Origin of the sequence: Winogradskyella vincentii (genome assembly GCF_020166345.1) — a bacterium.
Taxonomy (GTDB): Bacteria; Bacteroidota; Bacteroidia; order Flavobacteriales; family Flavobacteriaceae; genus Winogradskyella; species Winogradskyella vincentii.
Genome location: NZ_JAIUJS010000003.1, coordinates 247,186 through 260,445, shown reverse-complemented (window position 1 = coordinate 260,445; position 13,260 = coordinate 247,186). Strand labels below are relative to the sequence as shown.

Here is a 13,260-nt window from a genome sequence, read left to right as displayed (position 1 = left end):
TATGTTAGAATTCCTCCTTACATCAGATGCCATAATGGCCCTTTTAACATTGACATTTCTTGAAATTATTTTAGGGATAGACAATATTGTGTTTATTTCTATTGCAGCTAATAAACTACCAGAACATCAAAGAAATAAAGCGACCAATATTGGTCTCATTTTAGCCATGTTGCAAAGAGTTATTTTACTATTCTTTGTTTCATTTTTAATTGGGCTAAGTGAGCCTTTTTATACTTTAGAAAATGAATGGCTGAAGATGGCAATAAGCTGGCAGGCACTTATTTTGTTTGCAGGTGGATTATTTTTGATTTATAAAAGTACATCAGAAATAAGAGAAAAGGTTGAAACGCCTAGCCATGATGAAGAAGGAGTCAGATCTAAGGTAATTAAATCTTTGTCTCAAGCTATTACACAAATCTTAATTATTGATTTTATATTCTCTGTAGATTCAATTCTTACAGCTGTTGGAATGACTAATGGTCTTCACCCTAATCATAATTATACATTAGTCTTAATGATTATTGCAGTAGTGATTTCTATAATTGTTATGATTGGATTTGCAAATCCAATACGCAAATTCATTGACAAACACCCAAGTATGCAAGTTCTGGGCTTAGCATTTTTGATATTAATTGGCTTTATGCTTATTACAGAATCTGCTCACCTCTCTCATACTGAGTTCTTCGGTACATCAGTTGGTGCAATACCTAAAGGTTATCTATATTTTGCAATAGCATTTTCATTGTTTGTAGAATTCTTGAATTACAGAACAACAAAAAACAAATAACACTCTAATTAAAACAATGAGGCCTGACCAGAATCATCAATTTCCGGATCAGAGCCATCTAAAGGGTTATTCTGTTCTGTTGTGGTATTAGCTGCATCTTCTGAAGTTGCTATATTTTCAGATGGTTTTGGTTCCACCATTTGTTCATCTACGACTTCTAATTCGTCAGCATGAACCTCCTCTGGTGCTTCATATGGTAAAGGATCCAATAAATTTATCTGGTTTATCTTTTCCTTAGTTAATTGATTACCAAGCGCATTTATACCTTTAACAGCAATAAATTCTTCAAGATTTACCTCTAAATTTGGCTTTCTATCCTTACCTCGTTCTTTTGTGAATTCAACTTCAGCCATCGGCCTCCAATCTGTCGAAACTATTTCTAATTGTGAGTTAGGGTGTTCTGATATAAAAGATTCTTCCTTTCCTTCATTTTCAATTAAAAAGCGTTTTACGTAATATCTTTCCTTTTGACCATCATAATAGATTGCAGATATTGGTTTTTTAGGTATCCATTTTTCCAATACTATCATATCATTATCAAAATGAGTTGTTAGTTCTGGAATTATTGTTTTTACAATACCTGATTGAGTAGCAATCAATAAACGATCTTCACCTCTAAATTCTCCAATAAGCTCTCCTCTACCATCAACATTTAACCGTTGCACTGTATCATCAAACCAAATCTTACGAGGCTTTAAAGTAGAAACTCCTTTTTCCTTAAGTTCAATACGTTTAATTGAATATTTTGTAACCTGGTTACCTTTAGAAGCTCTACCCTTTATTAGGATATCCGCAAAGTCTAAGTCCCACTTCAATTTTTTAATGCTTCCTACTTGTCTTAACATTACCGTGACAACTTCTGCTTCTCCATTTGGATTTGCTGAGAAATACCATACAACAGAATTTTTATTGCCATTAGTTAGATCATATTCTCTATCTCTAGTTATACTGGTAACAGCAAATCGCTTAACGTATGATGGACCGCCTTTTCCATCACGGTAAATCATATTATAAATAGTGCGCTTATCTTTTTTCTTAAATACAGCAACATGAATAATATTTTTACCTACAAACGTTTTTGAGTCTACTTTTGTAACCATCATTTTACCTTCCTTGGTAAAAACTATTATGTCATCTATATCACTACAATCACACACATATTCATCTCTTCGCAATGATGTCCCAACAAAGCCTTCTTCCCTATTAACATATAGTTTGGTGTTACGTATGACAACTTTAGTTGCATCTACATCAGCAAATACTCTGATTTCAGTTTTTCGTTCTTTTCCTTCTCCATATTCTTTCTTTAATCTTTCAAAATAGGCTATTGAATAATCAATCAAGTTTGCAAGATGATGCTTTACTTCAGCAATTTGATCTTCTAATGCATCTATTTTTTGCTGTGCCTTATCTATATCAAATTTTGATATTCTTTTAATTCTAATTTCGGTCAACCGAACTATATCCTCTTCTGTTACCGCACGTTTTAAATGCTTAACATGAGGCTTAAGCCCTTTATCTATTGCACTTATGACACCTTCCCAAGTTTCTACCTCTTCAATATCACGGTAAATTCTGTTTTCAATGAAAATACGTTCTAAAGAGGCAAAATGCCATTGCTCTTCAAACTCACCAAGCTTTATTTCTAATTCTTGTTTAAGGAGTTGTACAGTATTATCTGTTGATCGACGCAACATTTCAGTTACACCTACGAAAAATGGCTTATTATCTTCAATTACACAACCTAAAGGTGAAATTGAGGTCTCACAGTTTGTAAAAGCATATAAAGCATCAATAGTCTTATCTGGTGATAATCCTGAAGGTAAATGAATCAATATTTCAACCTCGGCCGCAGTATTATCTTCAATACGTTTAATCTTTATTTTACCCTTATCATTAGCCTTTAATATTGAATCAATTAGCGATGACGTGGTGGTTCCAAATGGAATTTCAGAAACAACTAAGGTATTCTTATTTAATTGTGAAATTTTAGCTCTAACCCTAACCTTACCACCGCGCATTCCATCATTGTAATTTGAAAAATCCGCAATACCAGCAGTAGGAAAGTCAGGTAATATTGTGAATCTTTTACCTTTTAAATGCTTAACTGAAGCATCAATTAATTCAATAAAATTATGTGGTAATATTTTAGTTGAGAGACCTACAGCAATACCTTCTCCTCCTTGGGCCAATAAAAGTGGAAACATAACCGGTAGGTTAATAGGTTCCTTGCGTCTGCCATCGTAGGATGCTTGCCATTCTGTTATTTTAGGGTTGTAAACAACATCTAAAGCAAATTTAGAAAGTCTTGCTTCAATATATCTTGAAGCCGCTGCTCTATCACCAGTAAGAATATTTCCCCAGTTTCCTTGCGTATCTATCAATAAATCTTTCTGGCCTATTTGAACCATTGCGTCAGCAATACTGGCATCACCATGAGGATGGTATTGCATCGTATGACCTACAATATTGGCTACTTTGTTATAACGACCATCATCCAGGTCTTTCATGGAATGCATTATACGACGCTGAACTGGCTTAAAACCATCCTCAATTGCTGGCACAGCACGTTCAAGGATTACATAAGAGGCATAATCCAAGAACCAATCCTTATACATCCCAGTAACTCTAGTTATGGTCTCTTGAGGCTCTTGGTTTTCTTCGCTATTAATGTTTTCTAATTCTTCGTTTTCTTCTGACATAAGTCTTACTTCACAACTTTATAATGAAAATTTTAATCTTCTACTACGTCTAACTCAACCTTCAGGTTTTCAATGATAAACTCTTGTCTAGTTGGAGTGTTTTTTCCCATATAAAATGACAACAACTCTTCAATTGACATATCCTTATCTAACATCACAGGATCTAAGCGAATATCCTCGCCTATAAAATGTTTAAACTCATCTGGCGAAATTTCACCTAATCCCTTAAATCTTGTAATCTCTGGTTTAGGTCTAAGCTTTTCTATTGCATCCCTGCGCTCTTCCTCACTATAACAATAAATAGTCTCTTTCTTATTTCTTACTCTAAAAAGAGGTGTTTGCAAAATATACAGGTGCCCTTCTTTAATTACCTCAGGGAAAAATTGCAAAAAGAAAGTAATCAATAATAATCTAATATGCATACCATCAACATCAGCATCAGTTGCTATTACAATATTATTATAGCGTAGATCTTCAATTGATTCTTCAATATTCAATGCAGCTTGTAATAAATTGAATTCCTCATTTTCGTATACAATTTTCTTACTTAAACCATAAGAGTTTAAAGGCTTACCTTTTAAACTGAATACAGCTTGTGTATTGACATCTCTAGATTTCGTAATACTACCCGAAGCGGAATCTCCCTCGGTAATAAACAATGTAGTTTCTAGGTTTCTCTCGTTTTTGGTATCTCCAAAATGTACACGACAATCTCTTAATTTCTTATTATGTAAACTTGCTTTTTTAGCACGTTCCTTAGCTAATTTTCTTATGCCGGATAATTCCTTTCTTTCTTTTTCTGCCTGAAGAATCTTCCTTTGAATTTTCTCTGCTACTTCTGAATTCTTATGTAAGTAATTATCTAAATTACGCTTTACAAAATCGTTGATATAAGTTCTTACAGTAGGAAGGTCTCCTCCCATATCTGTAGAGCCTAACTTTGTTTTGGTCTGACTCTCAAAAACAGGCTCCATCACTTTAATAGCGATTGCAGCCACAACTGACTTTCTTATATCTGAAGCATCATAGTTCTTACCATAATATTCCCTAATGGTCTTCACTATTGCTTCTCTAAATGCTAATAGATGCGTACCGCCTTGTGTTGTATTCTGTCCATTAACAAATGAATGGTACTCTTCACTATACTGAGTTTTACTATGCGTTATTGCTACTTCTATGTCTTCACCCCTTAGATGAATTATTGGATACAATAAATCTGACTCTGCAATATTTTCTGATAATAAATCCTTAAGCCCATTTTCAGAATAATACTTCTCACCATTGAAAACAATTGTAAGACCTGGATTTAGATATACGTAGTTTTTAAGCATTTTTACTACGTATTCACTTCTATACTTATAATTTTTAAAAATTCCACTATCCGGCACAAAAGAAACCTTAGTTCCTTTTCTTCGTGACGTCTCATCTAGCATTTCCTGATTGGTAAGGTTACCTTGTTCAAATTCTGCTGATGCGGATTTATTATCACGAGTAGATTCTACCCTAAAATAAGTGGATAAGGCATTTACAGCTTTTGTACCAACACCATTTAGACCAACTGATTTTTTAAACGCTTTAGTATCGTACTTACCTCCCGTATTCATTTTAGACACTACGTCTACGACCTTACCAAGAGGTATTCCACGACCATAATCTCTAACAGTTACACGTTCACCCTGAATAGATATCTCAATGGTTTTACCTGCACCCATTACAAACTCATCAATAGAGTTGTCTAACACCTCTTTGAGAAGAATATAAATACCGTCATCTGGTGAAGATCCGTCACCTAATTTACCGATATACATACCAGGTCTCATTCTGATATGTTCTTTCCAATCGAGTGAACGAATATTCTCTTCAGTGTAGTTAGACTGTGCTGCCATAGATCTTAGGACGAAAATTTTTGATAGGACGCTAATATAAGACTATACCTTATAAAATGAAATATGGATTTACTAAAGTAATTAACAATAAAAAGGCCAATGTTGTTGAGAACATTGGCCACTATTTCGAAAAGTTTGATTGTTATTCTAAACATTAAACAAGAAATGCATCACATCACCATCTTTCACAATGTAATTCTTTCCTTCTACTCGCATTTTTCCTGCTTCTTTCACCTTGGCTTCACTTCCATAACTGACATAATCGTCATAAGAGATAACTTCTGCCCTAATAAATCCTTTCTCAAAATCTGTATGAATGACTCCTGCTGCTTGTGGTGCAGTAGAACCAACAGTAACCGTCCAAGCTCTAACTTCTTTAACACCTGCAGTAAAATAGGTTTGTTGATTTAATAGCTTATAAGCAGATCTTATTAATTTTGCCGAACCCGGTTCATCCAAACCAATATCTGCCAAAAACATTTGTCGTTCTTCGTAATCATCTAATTCATTAATATCTGCTTCAGTACCCACAGCTAAAACCAAAACTTCTGCATTTTCGTCTTTTACTGCCTCAGAAACTTTATCAACATAATCATTTCCTGTAGTTGCTGAAGCTTCATCTACATTGCATACATACATTACAGGTTTATCCGTAATAAATTGCAATGGCTTAACATATTCTGCGTAATCTTCATCTGAAAATTCAATAGCTCTAACGGATATACCAGATTCTAAATTTTCTTTAATTTTTAAAAGTACAGCCTCCTCCGCTTGAGCTTCTTTATTACCAGTTTTCGCTGCACGCTTTACTTTATCAAGCTTTTTTTCTGCAGTCTCTAAATCTTTCAACTGCAATTCCATATCTATGGTTTCTTTATCTCTAATTGGATCTATTGAACCATCAACATGAACAATGTTATCGTTATCAAAACAACGTAACACATGAAGAATTGCATCTGTTTCTCTAATGTTTGCTAAGAACTGATTACCCAATCCCTCTCCTTTACTAGCACCTTTCACTAAACCGGCAATATCAACTATTTCTACTGTAGCAGGTACAACTTTTTCCGGGTTAACCAACTCTTCTAATTTTGCCAACCTTGGATCGGGTACATTTACAACACCAATATTTGGCTCTATGGTACAAAAGGGAAAATTTGCACTTTGTGCTTTAGCGTTAGACAAACAATTAAATAAGGTTGATTTTCCAACGTTTGGTAATCCTACAATTCCAGCTTTCATGTATTAATTATTTTGCGAGTGCAAATGTAATTAATTACTGATATAAATCATTTCTATTATTCTACTAAAAGGATAATTTACAGAAGTTCTAAATGTTTAGCTATGAAAAAGATTTTGATTTTATTGGTATTCTCATTAGGAATAACCAATCACACTAATAGTCAGGTAATAGACGATGAGCAGAAACAGACCCCACAAGAACTATATGAATTCCACATTGCCAAAAAGAAAACGAATTCAACTGCAGGGTGGATAGCATTAGCTGGTGGAGTTGGAATGATTGCAGGTGGCATGGCTATTAATATTGACGAATGTCTGCTTAGTGATTGTAAAAATGGAATGCCGTTGGTTTATTTTGGAGTTGGAGTGGGTATAACAAGTTTTGTATTGTTCAATAAAGCATCACAGCATAATAAAAAAGCAAAAGTACATCTTCAAAGAGGTGCTGTAGGAATTAATTATGACATACCATACAATGGATTGTCATTCACCTTTACTTTCTAAATAGATTTATTTAGAATTTATCATTCTTATCATTTCTTTTGTTTTTCAAAACATTACCAAATCCTGCGCCCAATGCAACTCCTACACCTATCCAAATCGCTAAATTATCTGTGGCAATACCTATTGCTACGCCAATCGCAATCCCGAAAGCAATCCCTTTAGCTAAACTATTATCCTTATTCATTGTGTATATTTTTTAAAAGTTACACATTAATCTTTTAAGAATAAAAAAATCCTGAATGGAATAATTCAGGATTTTAATTATCATTATGTTCTTGTCATTAGTCGTCAGGATGCATAAACCGTTGCTTACCTAATAATTCCTCTTCCGTTTCCACTACATCTTCATCTGGCACACAACAGTCTACAGGACAAACCGCTGCACATTGTGGTTCTTCATGGAAGCCCATGCATTCTGTACATTTATCTGGTGCTATGTAGTACAATTCATCGCTAATTGGTTCTTGCGTTTCATCCGCATCCACAGTCTTACCATTTGGTAATACAACTTTACCTTTTAAACTGGTACCATCTGAATATCTCCAATCATCAGCCCCTTCGTAAATGGCAGTATTTGGGCATTCTGGTTCGCAGGCTCCACAATTAATACATTCGTCAGTAATTATAATTGCCATAATCTTTTTTCTTTTCCTTAATTTTGCAGGTGCAAAAATAAAGCCAAAAAGACTTTTTACCAAACACTAGATGGATTTACAACAAAGAATTAACGCTTTCGCAAAATTAGGATTGTTTTTAAGTCAGTTTACCACTAAGGGTATTGACAAAAATGACGATATTAAAGAAAACGATTTGTTTTTTGACGGTTTTAAACATCAAATAAAAATAGCTGAAGAAAACAATGGATGGTTCTCAAAAACTAATATTCTATTCTCGTTAGAGTCTTGGTCTAATGCATTGATTATAAGTAATATTAATAAATGGTTGGAGAAGTATAACTTTAATGAAGTTAACGAGCAAACCATAGCAATAATCATGGCAGGAAATATCCCTTTGGTAGGATTTCATGACTTTATTTCCGTTCTAATTACGGGTCATAGCGTTTTGGTAAAGCAATCTTCAAACGATAAACACCTTCTACCCTTTTTAGCAAAATATCTCGAAATTATAGAACCTGGTTTTAAAGGTAAAATAAAGTTCACTGAAGATAAATTGTCGCATTTTGATGCAGTCATTGCTACTGGTAGCAACAACACAGCACGTTATTTTGAATACTATTTTAAGAATAAACCATCTATCATAAGAAAAAACAGAAACTCTGTTGCCGTTTTATCTGGTGATGAGTCCAAGGAAGAATTAGAAGCGCTCTCAGATGATATTTTTAGATATTACGGTTTGGGCTGCCGAAATGTTTCAAAATTATTTGTGCCAAAAGATTATGATTTCGATGCTTTCTTCAATGGAGTTTACAAATGGCATCCAATTATTCACGAAACCAAATATGCTAATAACTATGATTACAACAAGGCAGTATATTTAATGAGTGAATTTGATATACTTGAAAATGGATTCTTAATGTTAAAGGAAGATAAAAGTTATTCTTCACCAATTGCAACGGTTTTTTATGAATATTATGAAAACCCGAAGCAATTAAAGGAAAAGTTGCTTTCAGACAGAGACAATATTCAATGTATTGTAACTAGAGGAGATTTTGAGAATAGAATAGCTTTTGGGAAAACTCAAAACCCACAATTATGGGATTATGCGGACAATATTGATACTGTTGAATTCCTGTTAAAAAGATAGTCTAAAAATTATCAATTTCATAATGCTTTTTAGTCAATTAATTAGCATTTTTGTACGTCTAAAAATAATATCATGAAAAAACATAATTTTAGTGCAGGTCCTTGCGTATTACCTAAGTCTGTAATGGAAAAAGCAGCGGAAGCTGTTGTTAACTTTGACGATGGTTTATCTCTAATTGAAATATCTCATAGAAGCAAACCTTTTGTTGATGTAATGGAAAAAGCAAGATCTCTTGCTCTAGAATTATTAGGATTAGAAGGTAAAGGCTACAAAGCTTTATTTCTTCAAGGTGGTGCTAGTACTCAATTTTTAATGGTTGCTTTAAATTTACTAGAAAAAAGAGCTGGTTATTTAAATACAGGTACTTGGTCAGACAAAGCAATTAAGGAGGCAAAAATTTATGATGACATTTATGAGGTTGCTACGTCGAAAAGCGCAGGATATAACTATATTCCTAAAGGATATGATATTCCTGAAGATTATGATTATTTTCACTGTACATCTAACAATACAATCTTTGGAACTCAAATAAAAAAATTCCCTACTTCACCAATTCCCATGGTGTGTGATATGAGTAGTGATATTTTTTCACGACAATTAGATTTCTCTCAATTTGACATCATATATGCTGGTGCACAGAAAAATATGGGTCCAGCTGGTACAACATTAGTTGTTGTAAAAGAAGATGTTTTAGGAAAAGTATCAAGAAAAATACCATCTATGATGGATTACAAAGTACATATTGGTAAAGGAAGTATGTTTAATACGCCTCCAGTTTTTGCAGTATATGTGTCTATGCTCACCATGCAATGGCTGAAAGATCTTGGCGGTATTAAAGCTATTGAAGAAGAAAATGATAAAAAGGCACGATTGATATATTCTGAAATTGATTTAAACCCATTATTTAAAGGGTATTCAGTTAAGGAAGACCGGTCAACAATGAATGCAACCTTCACTTTAGAAAATGAGAATTTAAAAGAAACATTTGATGCTATGTGGAAAGAAGCTGGAATCAATGGATTGAATGGTCATAGAAGTGTTGGAGGCTATAGAGCTTCAATGTACAATGCCTTAACTTTAGATAGCGTAAAGGCACTTGTTGAGGTAATGAGCGAATTAGAGCGTAAAGCTTAATTAAATAATCTATATAAAAATTATAATGAAAGTATTAGCAAATGATGGTGTTTCTCAGAGCGGTATTAATGCTTTGGAGTCTGCTGGTTATGAAGTATTGACGACTACAGTTGCACAAGAGCAACTACAAAACTATATAAACGAAAATGACATTTCAGTTCTACTTGTGCGCAGTGCAACTAAGGTTAGAAAGGATATCATTGATAATTGTCCAGGTCTAAAAATTATTGGTCGTGGTGGTGTTGGAATGGATAATATTGATGTAGAATATGCTAGAGAAAAAGGAATTCACGTTATAAACACACCTGCAGCGTCCTCACATTCTGTTGCAGAACTGGTATTTGGTCATTTTTACGGATTAGCTAGATATCTTCATAACTCAAACCGTGACATGCCTCTTGAAGGGGATAAAAATTTTAAAAGTCTGAAAAAGGCCTATGCCAAAGGAAAAGAGTTAAAAGGAAAAACGTTAGGTGTCATAGGCTTTGGACGCATTGGACAAGCCACTGCAAAAATTGGTTTAGGGGCTGGAATGAAAGTTGTTGCATTTGATCCATTTATTGAAGAAGCCAACTTAGAACTTGATTTTTTTGATGGACAAAAAGTCAATTTTGACATAAAAACTATATCTAAAGAAGATGTTTTAAAACAAGCTGATTTTATAACTCTACATGTACCGGCTCAAAAGGATTATGTTATTGATGAAGCAGATTTCAATCAAATGAAAGATGGTGTTATAATAGCAAATGCGGCTCGTGGTGGAGTTGTAAATGAAGTAGCACTTGTAAAAGCTATTGAAAGTGGTAAAGTGGCACGTGCTGCCCTTGATGTGTTTGAGAAGGAACCTCAACCAGAAGTACAATTATTAATGAATTCTTCATTATCGCTAACGCCTCATACTGGTGCAGCTACAAATGAAGCACAGGACAGAATTGGTGTTGAATTAGCAGACCAAATTATTAATATCTTGGGTTAAAAATTTTAATTTTTGTGACTTTCGCATAACAAATGAGTCCTAATATATGTTGGGACTTTTTTTGTACCTTCAAGTCAAATTATTAATCGTAAAAAAATATAAAAATGTCAGGAATTTTAGACTTATTAAGCAGTGACCTTGGAAAAACAATCATCAGTGGTGTTTCAGGTTCTACAGGAAATGATCAAAGTAAAACAAGTAGCGTTTTAACAATGGCTCTACCAGTTTTAATGAAAGCTATGGAGAGAAATGCTTCTACTCCTCGAGGTGCACAAGGGCTTATGGGAGCTTTAAATAGCAAGCACGATGGAAGTATTTTAGATAATCTTGATGGATTATTTGGTGGTGGAGTTAATGATGATGTAAAGGTTGATGGTGCTAAAATTCTTGGACATGTACTTGGCGGAAGACAACAAGGTGTAGAACAAGTTATTGGACAAAAGGCCGGAATAGATGCTGGATCAGTTGGAGATATCTTAAAAGTAGCAGCTCCTATATTAATGGGTGTGTTAGGTAAACAAGCACGTCAGAATAATGTTAGCTCAGAGAATCAATTAACAGGATTAATTGGTGGCATGCTGGGTGGAAATAAAACTAGAAATGAACAAAGTTTTCTTGAAAGTATTTTAGATGCAGACGGTGATGGAAGTGTAATTGATGATGTTGCTGGCATGGTTTTAGGAGGTAGTAAGAAGAAAGGTGGACTAGGTGGTTTACTTGGAGGTCTTTTTGGAAAATAGACACGTACAAACTCACTATATAATTTTAAAACAGCTCAAATTGAGCTGTTTTTTCAATTGCACACTTTGTATAGTAAAATATATACTCAGTAAAAGACACAATACACTAATTGGTGGTTGCTGAAAATGAAGAGAATTATTTCATTTACGGTATAAAATCAAAATATAATTTTAATATCTTTAAATACTATGAAAAAGTTACTACCAATTATTATAGTAATTGCATTAATTGCTAGTTGTAAATCTTACAACACTAGTCAGGTAATAAACCACGATACGGAAGATTCACTAGTTAAAACCGATACGGTTTCAATCAGTAGTGATGAAACCGACTATGAAATAATAATTATTGAACCAGGATTTAATAATTGGTTATTGAGTACGGCCAGACCTCGAGGTTTTCATTCTCAGCAATTCTTAGAATCCAGGAATCAGCTATTAGTTCAATCATGGAATCAAAGAAATCTTCAACCTCAAGTATTCGATCCTAATCTATACGAATTGAGAATTGATTATGATAATCTTACTGATTATGGATATGAGGTCAATTATTTACTTTATAACTATTTTATCTACTTTCAGTTAAAATATAATCAGCGACTAACATCACTTGTTCCCAGAATTTGACTTAATTTTGCATCGCAAAATTAAGCTATGAAGAAATTTAAAGAAAAATGGGAGATTCAACAGAATTGGCAGTTGATTTTTCCATTTTTTGGTTTGATAGGTTTAATATATTCGGGATATAAAATAGCGAATGCTTTTTTAGCTGAATACCATATCATATTAGAGGTTTTGGCAACAATTATAATATCTTACCTATTATTAAAACTCACGTTATTTCTCTTTAAAAAATTAGAAAAGAAATGGATACTTGATTATAAATGGGAAATGATCCGTGTATTCATAGTTTTTGCAGTTACCGGTTCATCTTCTATGTTAGTTGGAAGACCAATAATAAAGCTATTGGGAATTACTAAAGAAAACTTAAACCCTGTCCTCTACTGGATATTATTTATTATTATTGGACTCATATTTTATCAGATTCTTTTGGTTACCTTTGGTTGGTTGTTTGGTCAGTTTAAGTTTTTCTGGGAATTTGAAAAGAAAATGCTTAGGCGTTTAGGATTAAGACGTTTTATAGATTGAATAAAAAAACTTTAATAAAGGCAATTTTTAAAACACTAGCTATAGTGTTGGTTTGTGCTGTATTATTGCCGTCAGCAGTAAAGCTTTCACATGCATATAATCATCATGAGCATTTTGTTTGTACTGATGATGTAGATCATTCAACGCATTTTCACCAATCTGACCTAGATTGTGAGTTTTACAAGTTTAAGCTTAACAATGATTTATATGTGTCTTTTTTGCCTTCGCAAGAGTCGGACCAGCTAATTTACAATAAGTCAAATCTGTCTTATTATATATTTTTAAGAACACATCAGCAAGATACTTCATACTTAAGAGGTCCACCTAGTTTAGTGTAATCAATCAAAATTAAATCACTAGACTAAAATACAATGCC

Annotated in this window: 14 protein-coding genes; 9 read left to right on the top strand and 5 right to left on the bottom strand. The window is 33.5% G+C overall.

All coding sequences use genetic code 11. From position 1 onward, the window contains the following. Position 1: 1 nt before the first annotated feature. On the top strand, positions 2 to 787 hold the full coding sequence (locus tag LBV24_RS07095) for a TerC family protein (protein WP_224477903.1): 786 nt from the start codon (positions 2 to 4) through the stop codon (positions 785 to 787). 8 nt (positions 788 to 795) lie between these two features. Here LBV24_RS07095 and LBV24_RS07090 read toward each other — a convergent pair whose 3' ends face one another. The 3 genes from LBV24_RS07090 to ychF form a co-directional block, all read right to left on the bottom strand. Then, on the bottom strand, positions 796 to 3,489 hold the full coding sequence (locus LBV24_RS07090) for a DNA gyrase/topoisomerase IV subunit A (protein ID WP_224477902.1): 2,694 nt from the start codon (positions 3,487 to 3,489) through the stop codon (positions 796 to 798). Positions 3,490 to 3,521: 32 nt separating this feature from the next. Further along, positions 3,522 to 5,375 carry a DNA topoisomerase IV subunit B gene (locus tag LBV24_RS07085; protein ID WP_224477901.1) on the bottom strand — a complete coding sequence of 618 codons (1,854 nt, stop codon included), beginning with the start codon at positions 5,373 to 5,375 and terminating at the stop codon, positions 3,522 to 3,524. A gap of 147 nt (positions 5,376 to 5,522) precedes the next feature. Next, positions 5,523 to 6,617 (bottom strand): redox-regulated ATPase YchF, encoded by a 1,095-nt coding sequence (gene ychF / locus LBV24_RS07080; RefSeq protein ID WP_224477900.1) that lies wholly within the window; start codon positions 6,615 to 6,617, stop codon positions 5,523 to 5,525. 102 nt (positions 6,618 to 6,719) lie between these two features. On the opposite strand from ychF, the gene LBV24_RS07075 reads away from it, so the two are divergent. Next, entirely contained in the window at positions 6,720 to 7,121 is a 402-nt protein-coding gene (locus tag LBV24_RS07075; protein ID WP_224477899.1) for a hypothetical protein, read from the top strand. Between the two features lie 10 nt (positions 7,122 to 7,131). On the opposite strand, the gene LBV24_RS07070 is transcribed toward LBV24_RS07075, so the two are convergent. Both LBV24_RS07070 and LBV24_RS07065 read right to left on the bottom strand, forming a co-directional pair. Continuing rightward, complete coding sequence (locus tag LBV24_RS07070) at positions 7,132 to 7,305, bottom strand: hypothetical protein (RefSeq protein WP_224477898.1); 174 nt, start codon at positions 7,303 to 7,305, stop codon at positions 7,132 to 7,134. A gap of 97 nt (positions 7,306 to 7,402) precedes the next feature. Further along, on the bottom strand, positions 7,403 to 7,756 hold the full coding sequence (locus LBV24_RS07065) for a 4Fe-4S dicluster domain-containing protein (protein WP_224477897.1): 354 nt from the start codon (positions 7,754 to 7,756) through the stop codon (positions 7,403 to 7,405). 70 nt (positions 7,757 to 7,826) lie between these two features. Here LBV24_RS07065 and LBV24_RS07060 point away from each other — a divergent pair, with 70 nt between their 5' ends. The 7 genes from LBV24_RS07060 (at position 7,827) to LBV24_RS07030 (ending at position 13,222) form a co-directional block, all read left to right on the top strand. After that, a complete protein-coding gene (locus tag LBV24_RS07060; protein ID WP_224477896.1) occupies positions 7,827 to 8,885 on the top strand; it encodes an acyl-CoA reductase in 1,059 nt (352 codons plus the stop codon). Between the two features lie 72 nt (positions 8,886 to 8,957). Then, entirely contained in the window at positions 8,958 to 10,019 is a 1,062-nt protein-coding gene (gene serC, locus LBV24_RS07055) for a 3-phosphoserine/phosphohydroxythreonine transaminase (protein WP_224477895.1), read from the top strand. Positions 10,020 to 10,044: 25 nt separating this feature from the next. Then, entirely contained in the window at positions 10,045 to 10,995 is a 951-nt protein-coding gene (locus LBV24_RS07050; RefSeq protein WP_224477894.1) for a D-2-hydroxyacid dehydrogenase, read from the top strand. Positions 10,996 to 11,099: 104 nt separating this feature from the next. Beyond that, entirely contained in the window at positions 11,100 to 11,735 is a 636-nt protein-coding gene (locus LBV24_RS07045; protein WP_224477893.1) for a DUF937 domain-containing protein, read from the top strand. A 189-nt stretch (positions 11,736 to 11,924) separates the two neighbouring features. Further along, positions 11,925 to 12,362, top strand: a complete 438-nt coding sequence (locus LBV24_RS07040) for a DUF6146 family protein (protein ID WP_224477892.1) — start codon at positions 11,925 to 11,927, stop codon at positions 12,360 to 12,362. Positions 12,363 to 12,389: 27 nt separating this feature from the next. Then, positions 12,390 to 12,884, top strand: a complete 495-nt coding sequence (locus tag LBV24_RS07035) for a DUF6787 family protein (protein WP_224477891.1) — start codon at positions 12,390 to 12,392, stop codon at positions 12,882 to 12,884. Next, positions 12,881 to 13,222 (top strand): hypothetical protein, encoded by a 342-nt coding sequence (locus LBV24_RS07030; RefSeq protein WP_224477890.1) that lies wholly within the window; start codon positions 12,881 to 12,883, stop codon positions 13,220 to 13,222. The genes LBV24_RS07035 and LBV24_RS07030 overlap by 4 nt, the downstream gene beginning before the upstream one ends. Positions 13,223 to 13,260 lie beyond the last annotated feature (38 nt).